The organism is Synechococcus sp. M16.1, assembly GCF_014279895.1.
In the GTDB taxonomy this organism is placed as follows: domain Bacteria; phylum Cyanobacteriota; class Cyanobacteriia; order PCC-6307; family Cyanobiaceae; genus Parasynechococcus.
This window is the reverse complement of the sequence record NZ_CP047954.1, coordinates 1,450,606-1,471,409: the sequence shown is the minus strand read 5'-3', so window position 1 is coordinate 1,471,409 and position 20,804 is coordinate 1,450,606. Positions and strand designations below refer to the sequence as shown.

Here is a 20,804-nt window from a genome sequence, read left to right as displayed (position 1 = left end):
ACCAATCGGGATGATCGGCTCAGCTTGACCGGGTCAGCTCGATCGGCCCGTCACGCGGGTCCAGGTGGAGCGGGCGCTCTTGATGAAGTTGTCCCGATCGCTGTTGCGGATCAGGTTGCGCAGGGCGAAGTTCACCAGCCAGATCACGCCGGCCAGCTCCAGCAGGCCTGGCACCAGAGGGATGCTGTTGATGGTGCTGAGCACGCCGGAGTAAACCGTCGCCACCAGGCTGAACACGATCAGGCCGCCCACCACCCGCAGCGGCAGCTGGGCTTTGGTCCAGAGCTCAGCCAGATCGTTCTGCTCGAGCCAGTCCTTCACCTTGCCCACCAGCAGCTCCCATTCGCCGCCATCCCCATCGGAGCTCTCCTGAGCAGGGATCGAAACGGTGGAGGCGATCACCGGGTCTGCTGTTGGAGCGGGGGTCGGTGCCGGAGTGGGCGCCGGCATTGGGGCTGGCTCAGGTTCCGGAGTCGGCTCAGGTTCCGGCGTTGGGGCTGGCGTGGGGGTGGGGTCGCTGCCTGGGGTTTCGGCTTCAGGGCGCGGCTCGTCGACAGGACCCATCACGTCAGTGGAAAGCGTTCGGCAGTTTATCCAGATTTTTCTGTTGCTTCCACTGTCCGAGATAGACTGACAAAGGACGTCTGATGCACGTATGACGGATTCTGTGGGGCCTGGCGGCGGCGGTCCCGGCGATTCCGACGATCGGATCATCCAGACGGACCTGCGCAACGAGATGTCGCGCTCCTATTTGGAGTACGCGATGAGCGTGATCGTGGGTCGGGCCCTGCCCGATGCCCGCGATGGCCTCAAGCCGGTGCATCGCCGGATCCTCTACGCGATGTATGAGCTGGGCCTGACCAGCGACAGGCCTTACCGCAAGTGCGCCCGTGTGGTGGGCGAAGTGCTCGGCAAATATCACCCCCACGGCGACACCGCCGTGTACGACGCCCTGGTGCGCATGGCCCAGGACTTCTCCATGTCGATGCCCCTGATCGATGGGCACGGCAACTTCGGTTCGGTGGACAACGACCCACCGGCGGCCATGCGATACACCGAATCGCGGCTGCGTGCGCTCACCACCGACAGCCTCCTGGAGGACATCGAGGCGGAGACCGTTGATTTCGCCGACAACTTTGATGGCTCCCAGCAGGAGCCCACGGTGCTGCCGGCGCGGATACCGCAGCTGCTGCTGAATGGGTCAGCGGGCATCGCTGTGGGGATGGCAACGAACATCCCTCCCCACAACCTCAATGAATTGATCGACGGGTTGCAGGCGCTGATCGCCAATCCAGAGATCACCGATCAGGAGTTGATCCAGCTGATCCCCGGACCGGACTTCCCCACCGGCGGTCAGATCCTGGGGCGCGAAGGCATCCGCGAGACTTACCTGGGTGGCCGCGGCTCGGTGACCATGCGCGGCGTGGCCAACATCGAAACGATCGAGGCACCAGGGCGGCCCGATCGCGATGCGGTGATCATCACCGAGTTGCCGTATCAGACCAACAAGGCCGCGTTGATCGAGCGCATCGCAGAGCTGGTCAACGACAAGAAGCTTGAGGGCATCTCCGACATCCGCGACGAGAGCGACCGCGATGGCATGCGGATCGTGGTGGAGCTGCGCCGCGATGCCTACCCGCAGGTGGTGCTGAACAACCTGTTCAAACTCACCCCGCTGCAGAGCAACTTCAGTGCCTACATGCTGGCGCTGGTGAACGGTGAGCCGATCCTGCTCACCCTGCGCAAGATGCTCGAGGTGTTCCTCGACTTCCGCGTCGAGACGATCGAGCGCCGCACCCGCTACCTGCTGCGCAAGGCGGAAGAGCGTGATCACATCCTGCTGGGCCTGCTGCTGGCCCTTGATCAGCTCGATCCGATCATTGCCTTGATCCGGGCTGCACCCGACACGGCCACGGCACGGCAACAGCTGCAGGATCGCCATGGCCTGTCCGACATCCAGGCCGACGCCATCCTGCAGATGCAGCTGCGTCGCCTCACTGCGCTTGAAGCCGACAAGATCCGGCTCGAGCATGAGGATCTGGTCACCAAGATCGCCGACTACAAGGACATCCTTGGCCGGCGTGAGCGGGTGTTCGGGATCATCCAGAGCGAGCTCGGTCAGCTGCAGGAGCGCTACCCGACGCCCCGCCGCACCGAAATCCTCGACCTCGGCGGTGGCCTGTCTGACATCGACCTGATCGCCAACGAGCGGTCGGTGGTGCTGCTCACCGAGACCGGCTATCTCAAGCGGATGCCGGTGAGTGAATTTGAGGCCACCAGCCGTGGCACCCGCGGCAAGGCCGGCACCCGCAGCCAGGGTGAAGATGCGGTGAAGCTGTTCATCAGCTGCAACGACCACGACACCTTGGTGCTGTTCAGCGACCGCGGTGTGTCGTATGCCCTGCCCGCCTACCGCGTGCCCCAGTGCAGCCGTGCGGCCAAGGGAACGCCGGTGGTGCAGCTGCTGCCAATTCCCCGGGAAGAAGCGATCACCACATTGATTCCGGTGTCGGAATTCAGCGACGACACCGACCTGGTGATGCTCACCCGCGGTGGCTTCATCAAGCGCACCCGCCTTTCGGCCTTCAGCAACATCCGCTCCAATGGCCTGATCGCCATCAACCTGGAGGAAGGCGATGCCCTCACCTGGGTGCGCCTGGCTGTGCCCGGTGACAGCGTCTTGATCGGCTCCAAAGCCGGGATGACCATCCACTTCCGCCTCAGTGATGAGGAATTGCGGCCCCTGGGGCGGACGGCCCGCGGCGTGCGGTCGATGAACCTGCGCGATGGCGATGCCCTGGTGAGCATGGATGTGCTGCCGGTGGAACTCGCCGATCAGGTGGCCGCCAGTGCAGACGATGAAGAGAATGCCGCCAGCGAGGGCCCCTGGGTGCTTGTGGCGTCGGCTTCGGGTCTGGGCAAGCGGGTGCCGGTGACGCAATTCCGTTTGCAGAAGCGGGCCGGCATGGGCCTGCGGGCGATGAAGTTCCGTACCGAAGCCGACGAGCTGGTGGGGCTGAGTGTGCTCGGTGCCGGGGAGGAGCTGCTGCTGGTGAGCGAGAAAGGGGTGATCGTGCGCACCAGCGCCGATGCCATCCCTCAGCAGTCCCGTGCTGCTACGGGGGTGCGTCTGCAGAAGCTCGACAAGGGCGACCGGCTTCTGAAGGTGGTGCTGGTGCCGCCGGAAGCGGAGGACGATTCTGCTGACGTCAACGAGTCCAACGACACTGAATCTGAGGCACAGGACAGCTGACCTTGGCTGAGCCGGTGGATGTGCTGGTGCTGGGGGGCGGTCCTGCTGCCCTCTGCATCACTTCGGAACTGAACCAACGGGGTGTGGCTGTTGCGGCCATTGCCCCGGATCCGGTCGACGATCCCTGGCCGAACACCTACGGCATCTGGGCCGATGAACTTAAAGCGGTGGGGCTTGAGCAGCTGCTGGAGCACCGCTGGAGCAACACCGTCAGTTACTTCGGCGAAGGTGGCTCAACGGCTCAAGATCAGAGCCATGCCCACGGGATCGACTACGGCCTGTTCGATCGGGCGGCCCTGCAGCGCTATTGGCTAGAGCGGGCTGAGGGTGTGGTCTTTCATCAAGACACCGTTCAGCGGGTAGACGTGAATGGTGCAACCACCAACGTGTATTGCGCATCAGGAACCACCCTGCAGGCGCGCTTGGTGATTGATGCCTCCGGCTCGCGCACGCCCCATATTCGCCGGCCGGATCAGGGGCCGGTGGCGGGCCAGGCGGCTTACGGCGTGGTTGGGCGTTTCTCCAAACCGCCGATTGAGCCGGGCCGGTTTGTGTTGATGGACTACCGCTGTGATCACCTCAGCGAGGAGCAGCGCAGCGAACCGCCCACGTTTTTGTATGCGATGGATCTGGGCGATGGGGTGTTCTTCGTGGAGGAAACCTCACTCGCCTTGGCGCCAGGGGTCCCCTACGACGTGCTCAAGCAACGGCTGCAGCAGCGCCTGGATCGGCGCGGCGTGGAGATCACCGAGGTGATTCACGAGGAGTTCTGCCTCTTCCCGATGAACCTGCCGCTGCCGGATCGCAGCCAGCCGGTGCTGGCCTTTGGTGGTGCCGCGAGCATGGTGCACCCGGCCTCGGGCTACATGGTGGGATCGCTGCTGCGGCGGGGTCCGGATCTGGCCCAGGCCATCTCCGAAGCCCTCGCTAATCCAAGCCTTGGTTCAGCGGCCTTGGCCCATCGGGGTTGGCAAGCGCTGTGGCCAATCGAATTGGTGCTGCGCCATCAGCTCTATCAATTCGGTTTGGGCCGTTTGATGGGCTTCAACGAAGCGCTGCTGCGCACCCACTTCGCCACCTTCTTCTCATTGCCGCGGGAGGAGTGGTTTGGCTTCCTCACCAACACCCTGCCGTTGCCGCGCTTGATGTGGGTGATGCTGCGTTTGTTTGCCTTATCCCCCTGGGAATTGCGGCGGGGATTGGTGCTGGGGGCGGCGAAGGATCAGGCGCCGCGTTTTTGAGATCGTTTCGGGAAAGACCCGATCCCTCAGTTGAGGGAGCGATGAACATCCACGCCTCCCTCAGATGAGGGAGGCGTTTGTCTATGCGCGCGGCGCAGAAGGCTGAGCAGCGGGCTGCAGCGGAGCCCAGTCCAACGGCTGAATCAGCGGGAACAGGCGGTCGTCCGCCTGCACCTCCTCAAGCCAGCCCTCCGGTAGTTCGCTGGTTCCGTCGATCGCCTGCATCAACTGCCAGAAGCGGCCCAGGTGGCGTTGCACCCGTTCTTTGGCCAGTTCGGTTGTGGTGCCGGCCCGCAGGATGAAGCTCCAATCCGACGACTGCGCCAGCAACAGCTCCCGCGCCGCCTGCTGCAGCCACTGCATCGCCTGCTCGCTGCCCACGCCGCGGCTGCAGCGCTGCACCATCGCGGCGCTGGCCTTTTCCCACTCCGGGATGATCCAGGCGTTGCTGTCGTTCAGCCAGTAGTCGTGATAGCCCCCTTGCCCCCAGCTGGAGGGGCAGGGATCGCAGAGCTGAAGCTGGCCAACGTTGTTCAGCACATCGCGCAGGCGGGTGAAGCTCACCCCTTCCTGAGGTGCCTGCTGGAACAGCTGGCTGAGAAAAGCCGGGCCTTCAAACCACCAGTGGCCAAACAGTTCGGCATCGAAGGGGGCCACCAGCAGGGGCGAAACGTCCATGGCACTGGCGAGCTGATCCAGTTGCCGCCGGCGGCCCTGCAGGTAATCGGCGGCGTGCTCTTTCACCCGTTCAGCCGCCACCCCCGGTTCGTAGGGGTATTTGCGATCCAACGGCGCGCTGTGGTCGGTGACCCGATGCAGCTTCAAACCGAGCGGTCGTGGCTGGTCGAGCCCCAGGGGTTTGAGCTCTTCGATCGGCAGATCCCAACCCAGATCCCGGTGGAACTCCCGGTAGTGGGGATCGCCGGGGTAGCCGTCCTTGGCCGACCACACCGGCAGCGTGGCGTCACTGTCGCGCCCGAAGAAGGCCACCCCATTGCGGCTGCAGATCGGGGCGTACACCCCATAGCGGGGTCTGGGCCGGCCGTGCAGCAACCCATGGCCATCCAGCACGGCGTAGCGCAGCCCCGCATCGCGCATCCAGCGATCCAGGCCCTCGTAATAGGCGCATTCCGGCAACCAGATCCCCAAGGGGCGTTCGCCCACGAGGCGTTGGTGTTCCCGCACCGCCGTGCGCAGTTGCCCGCGCACCGCTTCCGGGTGATGGCGCAGCAGGGGCAAATAGCCGTGGGTGGCGCCGCAGGTGAGCAGGTCCACCACCCCCTGGCGTTGCAGGGCGGCGAAGCGCTGGATCAGATCGCCGTCGCAGCTCTGCCAGGCCCGCCGGTGCCGCTCGATCGTGGCCGCCAGGTGTTCGGCGCCTGCGCGCAGGGACGGGTCAGCCTTTGGCAGCAGATCAAGCCGTTCGTTCAGCCAGGCGGGAAAGCGCTGCTTGAGGTCTTGATCGCTCAGCAGAGAAAGCAGCGTCGGCGATAGGCCGATGGTGAGCTTGGGTTGCTGGTGGGGGTCGGCGCTGGCCAGCTCCAGCGTTTCCAGCAGCGGCAGATAACACTCGATCAGGGCCTGGAAAAACCAGTCCTCCTCCAGGGAGCCAGGTTGTGCCGACCGCACGTAGGGCAGATGGGCATGCAACACCAGGGCGACAGCGCCTTTGGTCACGAACAAGCCCAAACGGTGGCTGAATTTAATCCGATTCCCCCTCGGGGGCTGAACTAAGATGGGTTAACTCATAGTCATTCCGACTAAGACCTCCGCTGGAGCCCCTTCCATGGCCAAGGACCCCGGTCGCGTCCTGATTTTTGACACCACCCTGCGGGATGGTGAGCAGTCGCCCGGGGCGAGCCTCAACCTGGAGGAAAAGCTGGCCATTGCCCAGCAGCTGGCCCGGCTCGGTGTGGATGTGATCGAGGCGGGGTTCCCCTTCGCCAGCCCCGGGGATTTCGCTGCCGTGCAGCGGATCGCCCAGCAGGTGGGTGGCGACAACGGCCCGATCATCTGTGGTCTGGCCCGTGCCTCAAGGGCCGACATCAAGGCCTGCGCCGATGCCGTGGCGCCAGCCCCGCGTCGCCGCATTCACACCTTCATCGCCACCAGCGACATCCACCTCGAGCACAAACTGCGCAAGAGCCGTGCCGATGTGCTCGGCATCGTCCCCGAGATGGTGAGCTACGCCCGCTCTCTTGTGGAGGATGTTGAGTTCTCCTGTGAAGACGCCGGCCGCAGCGATCCGGAGTTCCTTTACGAGGTGATTGAGGCGGCGATTGCCGCGGGTGCCACCACGATCAACATTCCCGACACCGTTGGCTACACCACCCCCTCGGAGTTCGGTGCGCTGATCGCTGGCATCAATCAGCACGTGCCCAACATCGGCGATGCCGTGATCTCGGTGCACGGCCACAACGATCTCGGCCTGGCCGTGGCCAATTTCCTCGAGGCCGTCAAGAACGGCGCCCGTCAGCTCGAATGCACGATCAACGGCATCGGCGAACGGGCCGGCAATGCCTCCCTCGAGGAGTTGGTGATGGCGCTGCACGTTAGGCGTCGTTACTACAACCCCTTCTTTGGCCGGGAGGAGGACAGCCCCACGCCACTCACGGCTGTGCGCACCGAAGAGATCACCAAGACCTCACGGCTGGTCTCCAATCTCACCGGCATGGTGGTGCAGCCCAACAAGGCCATCGTTGGTGCCAATGCCTTCGCCCATGAATCCGGCATCCACCAGGACGGCGTTCTCAAGAATCGGCTCACCTACGAAATCATCGACGCCCAGACGGTGGGCTTGTCCGACAACCGCATCTCCCTTGGCAAGCTGAGCGGCCGCAGTGCCGTTCGCGCTCGACTGGAGGAGCTGGGCTACGACCTCACCCGTGAGGATCTCGATGAGGCCTTTGCCCGCTTCAAGGAACTCGCTGATCGCAAGCGCGAGATCACCGACCGTGATCTGGAGGCGATCGTCAGCGAACAGGTGCAGCAGCCGGAAGCCCGTTTCCAGCTCAAGCTGGTGCAGGTCAGCTGCGGCAGCAGCCTGCGCCCCACCGCCACCGTCACCCTTTCGGATGAAGAGGGCAGTGAAACCACGGGCTCGGCAGTGGGCACCGGTCCGGTGGATGCCGTCTGCCGTGCCTTGAATGATCTGGCGGGTGTGCCCAATGAGTTGATCGAGTTTTCGGTGAAGTCGGTCACCGAGGGCATCGATGCCATGGGCGATGTGACCATTCGCCTGCGCCGCAACGGAGCGCTCTATTCCGGTCACGCTGCCGACACCGATGTGGTGGTGGCGGCGGCCATGGCCTTCGTGAACGCCCTCAATCGCCTGGTGGCCGGTGAGGAGCGCCAGTCATTGCATCCCCAGAAGGATCCTGTTGTTCTGGAGACCCGACCGACGCTCTAGAGCCGACGCCATGCGCACCTCCACCGCCCGGGTTGTTCAGCTGGTGCTGCTGATTCTTCTAGCGCTGCTGGTGTTCACGCCCTTGCTCTGGTTGGTGAGCACCTCGCTCAAGGGCCCGGCGGAAGACATCTTCAGCAGTCCACCGGCGTTGCTGCCCGCCCAGCCGAGCCTCGATGCCTACGTGCGGCTGTTTCAGGACAATCCCCTCACCACCTATCTGTTCAACAGCACCGTGGTGAGTGGCCTGGCGGTGCTGGCCAACCTGCTGTTCTGCTCCCTGGCCGCCTACCCCCTGGCCCGGCTGCGCTTCGCCGGCCGGGGCCTGGTGCTGGCTCTGGTGGTGGCCACGATCCTGATCCCGTTTCAGGTGGTGATGATTCCGCTGTATCTGCTGATGGTGCAGCTGGGGCTGCGCAACACCCTGCTGGCCCTGGTGATTCCTCAGGCGGCCACAGCCTTTGGCCTTTATCTGCTGCGCCAGAGCTTCCTGGGTGTCCCCAAGGAGCTGGAGGAGGCGGCACGCATCGATGGCTGCAGCCGCCTGGGGGAATGGTGGAACGTGATGATTCCCGCCGCAAAAGCCGATCTCATCACCCTGGCGATGTTCGTGTTCATCGGCACCTGGAGTGATTTCCTCTGGCCGCTGGTGATCCTCGACGACCCGTCCCTCTACACCTTGCCTCTGGGGTTGCAGCAGCTCTCCAGCAGCTTTTCGCTGGATTGGCGGATCGTTGCCGCCGGCTCGGTGGTCTCAATCCTGCCGGTGTTGGTCGTGTTCGTTCTCTTGCAGCGCTTCATCCTGCCCAATGCCAGCGGGGATGCGGTGAAGGGATGAAGCGGCCGAGGTGCGCATGGCCGAGAAGGCATCCATGCGTTCCTGCATCACACCCATCTGTTGGCTGAGCAGCTCACTGTGGGCGCGGTTCGGTGTGCGCTCCTCCAGTTGATCGATCCGCTCCTGCAGCGCATGGATGCGGTGGTTGTGCTGCCGCAAACCCTGCAGCAGGGTCACCACCAGAACACTCACCAGCGCCAGGCTGCCGCAGCTGATCAGTTTCAACAGCATGCAACCTCCCCACTTGGGCTGATGCTGACTTGAATGGGGGCACGCAACAAGTGGTGCAGGGATGTCTCTCGAGGATCTGGATCGGTTTCTCACGCTTCGCGACAGCGACCCTGATCTGGCCAAGGCCCTCCCGCAGCCCATGGATCTTGAGCGGTTTCTCGGGCTCGCAGCCGAGCACGGCTTTGCCCTGAGTGAGGCGGATGTCTTCGCGGGACAGCAGCGTGAACACCATGCGCGAACGGCAGCTGAGCTTCAGCAGGATCAAGCCGCCGAATCACGCCGCCTGCGCAATTTCATCCACGGCTGATCACCACCACGTTTCAGTTCACAGATCTGTCCACAGATCCAGTCATTGATCCAGCTTCATCACGTCCGGTGTTTCCCCGTGCACCTCGCCGATCGAAAGGGCGTGGTTAACAGCGCCATCGTGGCTGTGAAAGATCCAGGCTTTGTCGAGGGAAGGTTGGCTTTCGATGCGCTGGTTCACCGCATTAATGCTGAGATAGCCGCCCTCCGAGCAGGACCTCAGCACATAGCGTTCGGCGTACTTGGTGAACATTGGCTGAGAGGGCTATTTCTTCTCGCTAGCGATGCCGTTGCGCGGCTGTCGTCGTTCTGCGGAATTGCTTTTAGTTTTCTTCCTTGAGGGTTAAGAGGGTTTGTTGTTGCCAGCCCAACCCCATCGGTGCGGCAAAGCGGCTTTGATGCCCGCCCTCCCGGAACCATGGGGTGCTGAGGGCCTCGATCTCCAGTTCGTCCGGGTTGAGCGACCAGGTGTCCTGCAGGTAGCGGCGCAGTTGCTCGGGTTCCGGCGGATCGGCCTGTTGCCAGTGCACCAAGGCCAACTGCCCGGGCCGTGCGCGGAGAATCGCCAGACGGTGATTCGGATCGCCGTCGTTGGCGGGCTGAATCGATTCCTCCAGCTGCTCGTCGCAGACGTAGAGCCGCAGCGGAGCACTGCCATCGGCCTGGGGAAGTGGATATTTGTTGAGATACAGGGCCCGTGCTTTTTGAAACGCTGCCCCCGGAGCCTTCGCCATCAAGGCGTTGTAGGCCTGCTGCAGCTGATCACTCATGCCCTTTGCGTCCCGTTGCTGGCTCCAGTGTGGGAATGCCGCTGGGTCGGGACCATGGGAAGATGGTGACACTTCCGGGATTGGACTGCGATGGCCAAGCATCGCTCCCGCTACCGGTTGGTTGGCCTCGACGGTCAGCCGCATCCGGTGCTCGACGCCCCCTACGACACGTTGGAACTGGCCCTCGCTGATGCCAGTGATTGGTGCACGGGACAAGGGTCCCGCTGTTCCATGGGTCAGCAGGGCATTGCGGTTGAAGTGCGAACCGACAGCGGCAGTTGGCGCACCATCGACTACCCCGTCAGTTGCTTGAGCCGATCCAGTTCGATGCAGGGCTGATGTGGGTCAGTGTTGATCTCTGCGTGGTGCCGATCGGTGTGGGCGTCAGTCTTTCGCCCTACATCGCCGCCTGTGAGCGGGTGATCGCCGCCACGGGGCTGACCCATCAGCTGGGGCCCAATGGCACAGCGATCGAAGGCCCGTGGGACGAGGTGATGGACTGTGTGCGCGCGTGTCATGCCGAGTTGCACGGCATGGGCGCCCCGCGTCTCTACACAACGCTCAAGCTCAACACCCGCACCGATCGGCAGCAGTCGTTTGCTGAGAAGGTCACTTCCGTGGAACAGCTGCTTGACGACTGAAAATCTTTAGAACTTCGGTGGGAATCAAGCCGGCTTGAGCCGATCTTGAGACCAATGAGATTGTTCTGTGGTCCCTGGCTTGATGGGTCGCCGTTTCAGGGCTGTGCTGTTGGCTCTGCTGGTGTTGCAGCTCACGGGCAGTGCTGTTCAAGCCTCAACCTGGGATCGCATCGCCAGTTACCTGCGGCTGCTGCAGCGGGCGGGCGTGAAGGCCCTGGTGGCGCCCGACTGTCCTTTGGGCTTGCTGGGTGCTTTCCATGAGGGCAAGCAGGCCCTGTTGATGTGCGGCAACAACCTGCCCGACGATCCCGCCGTGGTTTGGGTGGTGCTGGCCCATGAATCAGCCCATGTGATGCAGTCGTGTAACGGCGGCAACCTGATGCCGACGGCCTTGCTCAGCCGTGAGGTGGAGGTGGCCCGCCAGCAGGAGCCCAATCCTTTTCACGAGTTGCAGCTGTATCACTCCAGCCAGCATCACGTTGAGGCGGAAGCCCGGCTCATTCAGGCCCTGCCCGCGGAGCAGGTGGTGGCCTTGTTTGAAAAACACTGCGCCCAGCGGCTCTCCCCTTGAAGCTGCTGATGCGGGACCCGTGGCTGATGGCGGTCGACAAGCCCGCCGGCCTGCTGAGCCAACCGGGCCTGGGGCCCGAGCAAAGCGATTCCGTGATCACCCGCCTGCAGCAGCAGGACCAAAGCCTGCGCCTGGTTCACCGCCTGGACCGCGACACCTCGGGGGTGCTGCTCTTGGCCCGAAGCGCTGACGCCCTGCGCCGCCTGAGTGCCCTGTTTGCTGAACGGCGGATCAACAAGCTGTATCAGGCGGATGTGGAGGGGGAGCTCCATGGCCGCGGTTGCATCGCCAGCCCTTTGGCGCGCCTGTCGCGCCAACCGCCGCGCTACGGCAGCCACCCGGAGGGACGTCTGGCGCTGACGATCTGGAGAGCCCGCGCCGCTGGTGCCCGCAGCACGCGGCTCTGGCTGCGTCCGCTCACGGGGCGCTCCCATCAGCTGCGGGCCCATCTGGCTGAATTGGGCCATCCCATCGTGGGCGATCCCATTTACGGGGATGCCGGCCGGTCCTGCCGCTTGCATCTGCATGCCCTGGCCCTGAGCTTTTGCCATCCCTTCACCCAGGAGCGCGTCCGTTTGATCGCGCAGGAGGTTCCCTTTGCCACTGAGTGCTGAACTCGTGAGTGCTGAACTAGACGCTGCGATCAGCGTCGGGCGGGGATTGGGTAGGGAATGCGGCGGTGGCGCATCCGCCGCCATACCTGCACGAAGGCACGAATCACCAGTTCCACTTCGCTGCGGTTGAGGCTGCTTTTGCGCAGTTGTCCATCCCGCTGCCGCGCTTCCACAATCCGCCGCACTGTGTCCACCGCCTGGGCATCGGAGGTGTCGGGGGGGAGGGATCGAAGCGCCGCCTCACAGCCGTCGGCAAGCATCAGGATCGCCGTTTCTTTGGTGCGGGGTTCCGGGCCCCTGTAACGGAAGCGGCGTTCCTCAACCACCCCGCCACGCTCCTGGGCCTTGTGCAGGAAGTAGCCCATTTTCAAGGTGCCCTGGTGCTCAGGGATGAAATCGGCGATGGGCCGGGGCAGGCGGTGGCGCCGCGCCAGCTTCAGCCCCTCATCCACATGGGCTTGAAGCACCGCCGCACTCGCCTGGGGGTCATCCAGCGCGTCGTGGGGATTGGGACCGTCCTTCTGGTTCTCGATGAACCAGTCCGGCGCATGCAGCTTGCCCACGTCGTGATACAGCGAACCGGTCCGGATTAGATCCACATCCGCACCAATCGCCCGCGCCCCTTCTTCTGCCAGGCCGCAGATCATCAGGGTGTGTTCAAAGGTTCCCGGGGCTTCACAGGAGAGGCGGCGCAGCAGGGGGCGCTCCTGATCCGCCAGTTCCAGTAGCCGCGCCCGGGTGAGCAGGCCAAAGGAGCCCTCGAGCATCGGGATCAGCAGCAGGCTGAACATCAGCAGCACACCGAGCACAAAGGAATCGGTGGCCAGTTCATCCAGGCTTGGGTTCAGATTTCCCCAGAGCCGCAGGCCGGTGACCGGTTGCAGCTGCAGCAGCAGCCACTGCCCCACAAAGGCGCCGATCGGCAGCAGCACCGTGAGTTGCAGCAGCTGGCCGCGGCTGCGCTGACGGCCTGCGATCACGGCCCCAGCGGCGGCCACCGTTGCCGCCACAATCAGGCGACCGTCTCCTAACCCCTGGACGGGTTCTGGCCAGAGCAGAGCGGCCACCCCCATCCAGACCAACCCGCAGCCGGTGCCGAGGCCTTCCGTCAGCACCAGGGTGGGCGCCACCAGCACGGCCAGAGGGCTCACGGAGCTTTTAAACCAGAGCTTGGCTCCCTGCACCAGCAACAGCAGGCCAACCGCCAGCAGCGCGTGGCGCACCTCCAGGCCAGGCCGTTCACGCCGCATCACCAGCAGCATCACGGCACAGGCTGCAGCGGCTTCAACGAACCGTTGGAACCAGATCAACGGTTGGGGTTCGCGGCGCACGCGGCCGAAATAATCCAGTACGTCGTAGGCCTGGGGACTGATCAGCTCGCCCTTGCGGGTGATCAGATCTCCCTTGCGCACCTCGATGGTGGGGATGGCCTGTTTGGTCAGCTGTTCCTCGATCAGCTGTTTGCTCAGGTTCGGGTCCGTGCGCAGGTTGCTGCTGCCGCGCATGGCGCTGGTGAGCACCTTTCCGGCCAGGGTGCGCGCCGCCTCTGGCTGTAGGGCAACCGCCTTGAGTTGCTGGTCGGCGGCCTTGCGCAATTGCTCAATGGCCAGGTTGCTCACCAGCCCTTGGCTGAGCATGCGATCAGCGGTGCTGCGCACCGCTTTATCCCAGGCCAGATGCTCCCATTCGCTGCGTCGTTCCAGCCACCTTTTCTCTTGATCAGAAAGGTTCACCGGCCCGATCCGGTCTCCAGATCCGGTGTTGGTGACCTCCTGCAGTTGCAGCAGTTGCTGCTCGAGCCGTTGTTTGAGTGCTTGGGTCTGCTCCTGATCGATCACCTGCACCACCGATCGCGCCACTAGCGAGGCCCGCTGCTGCTCGAGGGCGGTGCTGTCCTGCACCAAAGCATCCTTTGGAGCGATGGCTTCAAACGGGGCCAGTGATCCGGGTTGAAGTTTCGGCTTGATCAGCCAGGGCAGGCTTGAGGCTGCGGCCACGGAAAGGCACAGCAACAGCACAACAAAGGTCTGCAGTCGCGTCCAGCGCAGCAGGCGTCGCCCTGGGCCTTCGAGCCGCACCCAGTTCCGCCAAAGGCTGCTCAGCCGTGGAACACGAACCAAAAAGGACCCTGTAGCGGCTTAACGCTAGCTCTCCTCAGAGGGCATGCTGGAGGGAGTGCATGGGAATGCCATGGCCCTGCGTTTGGACGGCAAGGTGCTGGCAAGGGATGTGGAGCATCGTCTTCAAACCCTGATCGAACGACGTCTGGCCGAGGCGGGGCGACCGCCGGGCTTGGCGGTGCTGCGGGTTGGTGATGATCCCGCCAGCGCCGTTTACGTCGCCAACAAGGAAAAAGCCTGTGCTCGGATCGGGGTGGCCAGCTTTGGTGATCACCTCCCCGGCGACACGCCTCCAGCGCAGGTGCTTCAGACGATTGAACGGCTGAATGCCAACCCTGCAGTGGACGGGATCCTCCTGCAGCTGCCTCTTCCTGCTGGCCTCGATGAGGGGCCGCTGCTGATGGCCATTGATCCTGAAAAGGATGCCGATGGTCTGCACACCCTCAATCTCGGACGGCTGCTCAAGGGGGAGCCGGGCCCGCGCAGCTGCACCCCCGCCGGGGTGATGGCGATGCTGCGCAGCAATGGCATCGATCCTGCGGGCAAGCGCGCCGTGGTGATCGGCCGCAGCATTCTCGTGGGGCAGCCGATGGCCTTGATGCTGCAGGCCGCCAACGCCACCGTCACCATCGCCCACTCCCGCACGGCCGATCTGGCGGCCCACACCCGCGAAGCCGACATCCTCGTGGTGGCAGCAGGCCGTCCTGAGTTCATCGGGGCCGAGCACGTGCGGCCGGGAGCTGCGGTGGTGGATGTGGGCATCCACCGCAAGCCGGAAGGCGGACTGTGCGGGGATGTTCGTGCGGCTGAAGTCGAGTCCATCGCTGCTGCGCTCTCGCCCGTCCCCGGCGGTGTGGGACCGATGACGGTGACGATGCTTCTGGTGAACACCGTTGTGGCTTGGTGCAGACGCCACAACCTTGACCATGATTTGGACGATCTCGTGCCCTGATCGGTTCCATGGCGCTGCACTGGCTGTTCCCCACCCCCGTTCTGCAGGTGGACCTTGAGCCGGATGCCGCAACAGCCGCAGCCATGCAGCAGCAGCTGGAGCAGTTCGATGCCCAGGTGTATCAGCACCCTGAGTTCAGCGATCGCAACAACCTCACCGGAGATCTGCTGGGCCATGCCGGCCTGGATCAGTTGCATCGCATGGATGCGTTTCAGTGGCTGAACGGGTAGTTGGCTGAGCACGTTTCGGCCTATCTCCATGCGCTGTTGGGCCCGGAGCACGGTCTTGTGGCCCACATCCAGAAGGCCTGGCCTGTGGTGTGTGCGAGGAATGGCGGAACGGTGGATCTGCACAGCCACCGCAACGCCCAGTTGAGCGCGGTGTTCTACGTGTTGATGGATCCTGCGAACGAGAGCGGGGAGCTGGAATTTGAGGCGCCCGACGATTACTTCAGCCATGTGATGGCGATTCCCTACCGCGATGCGGCGGTTTCCGGTGGTGTGTTTGCGCCGTTACCCCACCGTCTTCTGCTGTTCCCTTCGGACCTGCGCCATCGGGTGCTCCCCTATGAGGGAAGCAGCCCCCGCTATTCGGTGTCCTACGACCTGGCCATCACCACGGCGCCGGGCAAGGGACGCGAGATGCGAACACCCCATCCGATGGATTGGGTTCCCCTCGGCAGCTAAGGGCTCGGCCTGAGAGAATCCCGCCAGCCAGGGTCCACCCATGAGCGCCGAGTTCGATTTCAAGGCCTATCTCGGCAAGGCCAAAGAGCGGGTGGAAGCGGCCCTCGATGGATCGCTCGGTCCGGAGCGTCCGGAGTCCCTCAGGGAAGCGATGCGCTATTCGCTGCTTGCCGGTGGCAAGCGCCTGCGCCCGATTCTCTGCCTTGCCGCCTGCGAGCTGGCGGGCGGGGAAGCGACGCAGGCCCTGCCCACGGCGGTGGCGCTGGAAATGATCCACACCATGTCGTTGATCCATGACGACCTGCCGGCCATGGATGACGACGACCTGCGCCGTGGTCGTCCCACCAACCACAAGGTGTACGGCGAAGCCGTGGCCATCCTTGCCGGTGATGCCCTGCTGACCCGCGCCTTCGAAATGGTGGCGCTGCGCAGTCCGGATGTGCCGGCTGAGCGTTTGCTCAAGGTGGTGGGAGAACTGTCGTTGGTGGCCGGCGCCCCTGGCCTGGTGGGCGGCCAGGTGGTGGATCTGGAAAGCGAAGGCCAGGAGGTGGATCTTGAAACCCTCGAGTACATCCACCTCCACAAAACCGGAGCCCTGTTGAGTGCCTGTGTGATCACCGGGGCGATGATCGGCGGCGCCGATGAGGCGCTGATCAAGGCCCTGCGCACCTACGCCAGGGGGATCGGCCTCGCCTTCCAGATCATCGACGACATCCTCGACATCACCGCCAGCAGCGAGGTGCTCGGCAAAACCGCCGGAAAGGACCTCATCGCCGACAAGACCACCTATCCCAAGCTTCTCGGGCTCGACGAGTCCCGCCGTCGGGCCGATGCGTTGGTCAATGAAGCGAAAGAGGCACTTCAACCCTGGGCTGAGAAGGCGATTCCCCTGCTGGCCTTGGCCGACTTCATCACCAGCCGCGACCGATGATCGACGCCACGCCCTCCCATGCGGTGCTGCGGGAGCTCTTCGACAACAGTTCGCTCACCTGGGGCCTGATGGCCTGTGGCGTCGCCCAGCTCTCGAAATTGTTCCTTGAGTTGCTCCTGCATCGCCGTTGGCGTCCGGCGGTGCTGATCGAAACCGGCGGCATGCCGTCGAGCCACTCCGCTCTGGTCACCGGCACGGCGGCCTGTGTGGGCTGGACTCTTGGCTTTGATCACCCCCTCTTCGCCCTTGCGGCGATGGTGGCGTTCGTCGTCATGTACGACGCCAGTGGCATTCGTCGCGCCGCCGGGCTGACGGCTGAACGGGTCAATGGTCTGCCTGATTCGCTCTGGCCGGACGCTCCGGAGAAACCCCTCAAGGAAAGCCTTGGCCACAGCCGGCTGCAGGTGCTGGTGGGCAGCCTGATGGGTCCGGCCGTTGCTCTGCCCGGTTTGGAATTTGTGGGGTCCCCGCTGCATCTGCTGTCGGGTCTTGGAGCTGGGCTGGGGTGACCGCTGCTGCGGACCTCACCGCTGATCAGCAGGCAGCGGCGGACGCCTTTGCGGCCTGGCTCAAGCAGCCCGTGGATGGCACGCCTTTCGTGCTCAGTGGTTTTGCCGGCAGCGGCAAAACCTTCCTCTCCATGCGCCTGCTGCGCCAGGTGGAGGCCAGCGGTTTGTGTTGGACCGTCGTGGCACCGACCCATAAAGCGGTGGGCGTTCTGCGCCAGGCGTTGGAGTTGGAGGGTCTCCAACCCACCTGGTACCCCTCCACCATTCATCGCTTGCTGCGGCTGAAGCTCAAGCGCTCCGCCGACGCTGAACTCTGTGAACCCACCGAGCAGACGGCCATGGCCCTGGAGAACCTGGGCCTGGTGCTGATTGATGAAGCCTCGATGGTGGACAGCACCCTGTTAGGCATTGCCCTCCAGTGCGCCCATCCGTTCAAGACCCGTCTGGTGTTCGTCGGCGACCCCGCCCAGTTGCCTCCGGTGGGTGAGCCGAACAGCCCCGTGTTTGCGATGCAACGGTCCTGTTCCGCCAGCTTGACCCAGGTGGTGCGGCATCAAGGCCCGGTGCTGCAGTTGGCGGCGGGGCTGCGGGAGGGGCGCCTGCCCTGCCAGATGCCGCCGCTGCTGCCGGCGATTCGTTCCCCGCAGGGGCAGGTGCGCAGCCTGGTGCAACGGGAGTGGCTGGATCAGGCCAGGCGTGCATTGCGCGACGCCTCGGTGCAAGACAACCCCGATGCAGCACGCATCCTCTGCTACACGAACCGCACCCTGGATCGTCTGGTGCCCCATGCGCGCCGGGCCATCCATGGGGAAATGGCTGATCAGATGCCGGTGCTGCCCGGTGAGGTGTTGATCAGTCGCACCGCGGTGATGGCCCCGGCCTCAAGGGACGGAGAAGAGGCGGGTGAAGAACCCGACATGGTGCTCGGCTCCAACCGCGAAGTCACGGTGCGGGACGTCAAGCCTGAGGCCTGTGACCTGGCGGATTTCGGCCTCTCCTCCGCCGATGTGCCCGTGCCGGTGATCGAGACCCTCTCCGCATCGGTGAATGCGGGGGACCTGGAGCTCACCCTGCGCTTGCAGCCGCCGATTGGCAGCCCAGGTCGTCAGGAGCTTGATGCGGTGATGCAGCGGCTGCGCAAGCAGGCCCGTGATGCCGGCAAGAAAAACGGTCGCGCGATCTGGCGGCAGTACTTCCTGATTCGCGATGCCTTCGCTTCCCTGGGGCCTGCGGCAGTGCTCACGGTGCATCGCAGTCAGGGCAGCAGTTTCGGGGATGTCTTCGTGGCGCCGGATGTGTTCCGGGCCGATCCAGCCATCCGCCAGCAGCTCTGTTACGTGGCCGTGTCCCGTGCCCGCACGGGGGTTTGGTTGCTCGGCGGCGAGACGTCGCCTGATCTGCGCGCTACCTGGCAGCGCCAATTCGACACCACGCGGGATTCCGAGTGAATCCGAGGATCAGCGCTCAGAGGCGCAGGATCAGGGCCGCCAGGCCAATGCTCACCCCCAAACTCACAACGCCGAGCAGGGCTCTCCAGAAGGCTTTGTCTTTGGTGTCGAGGAAGTTGCTCAAGACATGCCTGGGGCTTTATTCGCCAGTTGTGCCATCTGGCAGCAGGTAAGGAAAGTTGCGATGGATCGGGCGGTTTAGCGACCGCAGTGTTTTGTTGTAGTGCATGCCGGGCACCACGCTGTAACGGCGCCCCAGCACCAGCGCATGGTCCAGATCGGCCTCGCAGCTGCGGATGTCGGTCTGCACAGGCCGCGCCTGTGTTGACACCGGTGCAGCGGCGGGAATCAGGGCCGAAAACTGTCCTTCCCTGAGTCGCCAGCTCTGACAGGCGTTGAGGGCTTCTGCCGCGGAATCGAACACCTGCTTGGTGGTTTCCCGTCGCGTGCTCATGGCCTCCATGCCGAGCAGGGGCAGCGCAGTGATCAACAGGGCAAATCCAAAGCGGAGCATGCGGCAGGCGCGAAGGTCCTGCTTCAGCCGTAGCGAGATGGGCGGAGCGTGGAGACCTCCTTCCCAATGTTTTCGCTTGCGTGTCTCAGTAGCGCACTTCGAACCAGTCGTCGCCCGTGATCGGGAGCTGGCTGGGGGTAACCCGAACCACCCGGGCGCCCGGCGGCCCGACTTCGCACCAGGCCCGCAGTTCAGACAAGGCCAGCGGTGGGCCTTCGGCCTGCACTTCCACACGGCCATCACTCAGGTTGCGCACCCAGCCGCTGATGCCGAGATCGAGGGCGCGCCGATTGCAGCTGGCGCGGAACCCCACCCGCTGAACGCGACCTTCGATCACCCAGCGCCAGCGTTCGGAGAAGGGTTGGACCCGCGGGGGCTGCTGGCGGCTGACGAAGCGTTTGGCGATCTTCTCTCCCCGGATTCGAGCGCGGCGCGCCATCGGGAGCAGATCGTCGTAGAGCTTGCCCAGTGCAGGTGAACCCAGCTCGCGTGAACCGTCTGATCGACCCATCCTTCCGAATGTCGATGGACTTTCCATCCCTCAATGTCCCACAGCACTGACCTATCGGAGGACGGCCGGTTGGTGTGCAGTTCCCAGCGGTGAAATTCATGGCCCACCAGCTGCTGACCGCTCTCCACCACAGGGCTGTCCCGCCGCGCCTGCAGGCGGCGATAGCCCACCTGCAGCGGGCCGCGCTTGGCTGTGAAGGGAAGCAGGCCCGCCATGCGGTGGCTGGTGCCATCGAGGTCGGTCAGCTGCTCTCCGAGCACAAGCATCCCGCCGCATTCGGCGTAGAGCGGTCGCTGCTGCACGAACGCCCGCAGCGAGCCCAGGCTTCGCGTGCAGTTGCTGAGCTGGGCAGCGTGCTGTTCGGGGAAACCGCCCGGCAAGATCAGGCCCTTGGCGTCTGCAGGGATGGCCTCATCGGCTAGGGGGCTCCAGCGGAGCACGGGCATGCCCATGTGCTCCAGCAGTTCACTGGTTTCCTGGTAGCGGAAATGAAAGGCGGCATCACTGGCCAAAGCCACCGGCAGGGGCTGGCCCTGCTCCACGGGGATGCTGGCCAGGGGATGCGGCCCGGGGCGGGGCGCCTGCAGCAGGGGGACTAGGCGTTCCAGGTTCAGGTGCTGGCTGGCCAGAGCGGCCCAGGCCTGGCGTCGCTGCTCGGGGGCCTCCAATTCATGGGCCGGGGCCAAGCCGAGATGCCGGCCCGGCAGGGCCAGGGCTTCGCTGCGCGGCAGGCAGCCCAGCAATGGCACCTCCATGCGCTCCAGCACGTCGGCCAGCAGCTCCCGGTGCCTGGGGCTGCTGACCTTGTTGAGCACCACGCCGGCAATGCGCAGCTGGGGATCGTGATCGCGGAATCCGCGCACGATGGCGCCGAGGGAGGCGGCCTGACCACCGGCATCCAGCACCAGCACCACCGGCAGGTCCAGCAGGCGGGCCACGTCGGCCGTGCTTCCGGTTGTACTGCTGCCGATGCCATCGAAGAGCCCCATCACCCCTTCCACGAGGGTCAGCTCAGAGGCACCGCCGTAACCGTGAAAGGCCTGGCGAACCCAGGTTTCTCCGCAGAGATTGAGATCGAGGTTGCGACAGGCCTGCCCCGAGGCCTGGCTGAGCAGCTGGGCATCGAGATAGTCCGGTCCCACCTTGAAGGCCTGGATCCGGCGTCCGTTCTGCTGGGCCCAGCTCAGCAGCGCCAGGCTCAACAGGGTTTTGCCGCTGCCACTGGCTGGTGCAGCGATGACAGCGGCCATGGCTCAGATGCG

Annotated in this window: 24 protein-coding genes; 15 read left to right on the top strand and 9 right to left on the bottom strand. The window is 64.4% G+C overall.

Annotation, left to right across the window (positions count from 1 at the left end; translation table 11 throughout):
- Positions 1-33: 33 nt before the first annotated feature.
- Entirely contained in the window at positions 34-564 is a 531-nt protein-coding gene (locus SynM161_RS08565) for a CAAD domain-containing protein (RefSeq protein ID WP_186540891.1), read from the bottom strand.
- 91 nt (positions 565-655) lie between these two features.
- Between SynM161_RS08565 and gyrA the strand changes: the two genes are divergently transcribed.
- Positions 656-3,253, top strand: a complete 2,598-nt coding sequence (gene gyrA / locus SynM161_RS08560; protein WP_186540890.1) for a DNA gyrase subunit A — start codon at positions 656-658, stop codon at positions 3,251-3,253.
- Positions 3,254-3,255: 2 nt separating this feature from the next.
- Positions 3,256-4,494, top strand: a complete 1,239-nt coding sequence (gene crtL, locus SynM161_RS08555; protein ID WP_186540889.1) for a lycopene beta cyclase — start codon at positions 3,256-3,258, stop codon at positions 4,492-4,494.
- A gap of 81 nt (positions 4,495-4,575) precedes the next feature.
- Here the strand turns inward: crtL and SynM161_RS08550 are convergent, their stop codons facing one another.
- The gene (locus SynM161_RS08550; RefSeq protein ID WP_186540888.1) at positions 4,576-6,171 is read right to left on the bottom strand and encodes a glycoside hydrolase family 57 protein; all 1,596 of its coding nucleotides are present in this window, start codon (positions 6,169-6,171) and stop codon (positions 4,576-4,578) included.
- Positions 6,172-6,280: 109 nt separating this feature from the next.
- Between SynM161_RS08550 and SynM161_RS08545 the strand changes: the two genes are divergently transcribed.
- Together SynM161_RS08545 and SynM161_RS08540 are read left to right on the top strand one after the other, a co-directional pair.
- Positions 6,281-7,903, top strand: a complete 1,623-nt coding sequence (locus tag SynM161_RS08545) for a 2-isopropylmalate synthase (protein ID WP_115081872.1) — start codon at positions 6,281-6,283, stop codon at positions 7,901-7,903.
- A 10-nt stretch (positions 7,904-7,913) separates the two neighbouring features.
- Positions 7,914-8,738: a carbohydrate ABC transporter permease gene (locus SynM161_RS08540; RefSeq protein WP_186540886.1), complete on the top strand. Its 825-nt coding sequence runs from the start codon at positions 7,914-7,916 to the stop codon at positions 8,736-8,738.
- On the opposite strand, the gene SynM161_RS08535 is transcribed toward SynM161_RS08540, so the two are convergent.
- Positions 8,655-8,969 (bottom strand): hypothetical protein, encoded by a 315-nt coding sequence (locus tag SynM161_RS08535; protein WP_186540884.1) that lies wholly within the window; start codon positions 8,967-8,969, stop codon positions 8,655-8,657. The genes SynM161_RS08540 and SynM161_RS08535 overlap by 84 nt on opposite strands.
- Positions 8,970-9,030: 61 nt before the next feature.
- On the opposite strand from SynM161_RS08535, the gene SynM161_RS08530 reads away from it, so the two are divergent.
- The gene (locus tag SynM161_RS08530; protein ID WP_186540882.1) at positions 9,031-9,276 is read left to right on the top strand and encodes a Nif11-like leader peptide family natural product precursor; all 246 of its coding nucleotides are present in this window, start codon (positions 9,031-9,033) and stop codon (positions 9,274-9,276) included.
- A 42-nt stretch (positions 9,277-9,318) separates the two neighbouring features.
- Here SynM161_RS08530 and SynM161_RS08525 read toward each other — a convergent pair whose 3' ends face one another.
- Positions 9,319-9,528 (bottom strand): hypothetical protein, encoded by a 210-nt coding sequence (locus tag SynM161_RS08525; protein ID WP_186540873.1) that lies wholly within the window; start codon positions 9,526-9,528, stop codon positions 9,319-9,321.
- A 70-nt stretch (positions 9,529-9,598) separates the two neighbouring features.
- Complete coding sequence (locus tag SynM161_RS08520; protein WP_186540871.1) at positions 9,599-10,045, bottom strand: hypothetical protein; 447 nt, start codon at positions 10,043-10,045, stop codon at positions 9,599-9,601.
- Positions 10,046-10,135: 90 nt separating this feature from the next.
- Between SynM161_RS08520 and SynM161_RS08515 the strand changes: the two genes are divergently transcribed.
- The 4 genes from SynM161_RS08515 (at position 10,136) to SynM161_RS08500 (ending at position 11,871) form a co-directional block, all read left to right on the top strand.
- Complete coding sequence (locus tag SynM161_RS08515) at positions 10,136-10,384, top strand: hypothetical protein (RefSeq protein WP_186540870.1); 249 nt, start codon at positions 10,136-10,138, stop codon at positions 10,382-10,384.
- The gene (locus SynM161_RS08510) at positions 10,384-10,686 is read left to right on the top strand and encodes an MTH1187 family thiamine-binding protein (RefSeq protein ID WP_115008649.1); all 303 of its coding nucleotides are present in this window, start codon (positions 10,384-10,386) and stop codon (positions 10,684-10,686) included. The genes SynM161_RS08515 and SynM161_RS08510 overlap by 1 nt, the downstream gene beginning before the upstream one ends.
- An 82-nt stretch (positions 10,687-10,768) precedes the next feature.
- The gene (locus SynM161_RS08505; protein ID WP_186540869.1) at positions 10,769-11,257 is read left to right on the top strand and encodes a hypothetical protein; all 489 of its coding nucleotides are present in this window, start codon (positions 10,769-10,771) and stop codon (positions 11,255-11,257) included.
- 8 nt (positions 11,258-11,265) lie between these two features.
- The gene (locus SynM161_RS08500) at positions 11,266-11,871 is read left to right on the top strand and encodes an RluA family pseudouridine synthase (RefSeq protein WP_255441757.1); all 606 of its coding nucleotides are present in this window, start codon (positions 11,266-11,268) and stop codon (positions 11,869-11,871) included.
- Positions 11,872-11,900: 29 nt separating this feature from the next.
- Here SynM161_RS08500 and SynM161_RS08495 read toward each other — a convergent pair whose 3' ends face one another.
- Positions 11,901-13,991, bottom strand: coding sequence for an HDIG domain-containing metalloprotein (locus SynM161_RS08495; RefSeq protein WP_186540868.1), 2,091 nt, complete (start codon positions 13,989-13,991; stop codon positions 11,901-11,903).
- Between the two features lie 70 nt (positions 13,992-14,061).
- Between SynM161_RS08495 and folD the strand changes: the two genes are divergently transcribed.
- From folD to SynM161_RS08470, 6 genes are read left to right on the top strand one after another with little or no spacing between them, the layout of a single operon-like run.
- Positions 14,062-14,943, top strand: a complete 882-nt coding sequence (gene folD, locus SynM161_RS08490) for a bifunctional methylenetetrahydrofolate dehydrogenase/methenyltetrahydrofolate cyclohydrolase FolD (protein WP_115161470.1) — start codon at positions 14,062-14,064, stop codon at positions 14,941-14,943.
- 8 nt (positions 14,944-14,951) lie between these two features.
- Positions 14,952-15,173: a hypothetical protein gene (locus SynM161_RS12125; RefSeq protein ID WP_255441756.1), complete on the top strand. Its 222-nt coding sequence runs from the start codon at positions 14,952-14,954 to the stop codon at positions 15,171-15,173.
- Positions 15,174-15,629: a TIGR02466 family protein gene (locus tag SynM161_RS08485; protein WP_255441755.1), complete on the top strand. Its 456-nt coding sequence runs from the start codon at positions 15,174-15,176 to the stop codon at positions 15,627-15,629.
- Between the two features lie 40 nt (positions 15,630-15,669).
- Complete coding sequence (gene crtE, locus SynM161_RS08480; RefSeq protein WP_186540867.1) at positions 15,670-16,560, top strand: geranylgeranyl diphosphate synthase CrtE; 891 nt, start codon at positions 15,670-15,672, stop codon at positions 16,558-16,560.
- On the top strand, positions 16,557-17,069 hold the full coding sequence (locus tag SynM161_RS08475) for a divergent PAP2 family protein (protein WP_186540866.1): 513 nt from the start codon (positions 16,557-16,559) through the stop codon (positions 17,067-17,069). The genes crtE and SynM161_RS08475 overlap by 4 nt, the downstream gene beginning before the upstream one ends.
- A complete protein-coding gene (locus SynM161_RS08470; protein WP_186540865.1) occupies positions 17,066-18,517 on the top strand; it encodes an ATP-dependent RecD-like DNA helicase in 1,452 nt (483 codons plus the stop codon). The genes SynM161_RS08475 and SynM161_RS08470 overlap by 4 nt, the downstream gene beginning before the upstream one ends.
- Before the next feature lie 139 nt (positions 18,518-18,656).
- Here SynM161_RS08470 and SynM161_RS08465 read toward each other — a convergent pair whose 3' ends face one another.
- The 3 genes from SynM161_RS08465 to SynM161_RS08455 all read right to left on the bottom strand — a co-directional run bounded on the left by SynM161_RS08465 (position 18,657) and on the right by SynM161_RS08455 (position 20,792).
- Positions 18,657-19,031 carry a hypothetical protein gene (locus SynM161_RS08465; RefSeq protein ID WP_186540864.1) on the bottom strand — a complete coding sequence of 125 codons (375 nt, stop codon included), beginning with the start codon at positions 19,029-19,031 and terminating at the stop codon, positions 18,657-18,659.
- Positions 19,032-19,116: 85 nt separating this feature from the next.
- The gene (locus tag SynM161_RS08460; protein WP_255441992.1) at positions 19,117-19,437 is read right to left on the bottom strand and encodes an acylphosphatase; all 321 of its coding nucleotides are present in this window, start codon (positions 19,435-19,437) and stop codon (positions 19,117-19,119) included.
- Entirely contained in the window at positions 19,365-20,792 is a 1,428-nt protein-coding gene (locus tag SynM161_RS08455) for a cobyrinate a,c-diamide synthase (RefSeq protein ID WP_186540861.1), read from the bottom strand. The genes SynM161_RS08460 and SynM161_RS08455 overlap by 73 nt, the downstream gene beginning before the upstream one ends.
- Between the last annotated feature and the right edge of the window lie 12 nt (positions 20,793-20,804).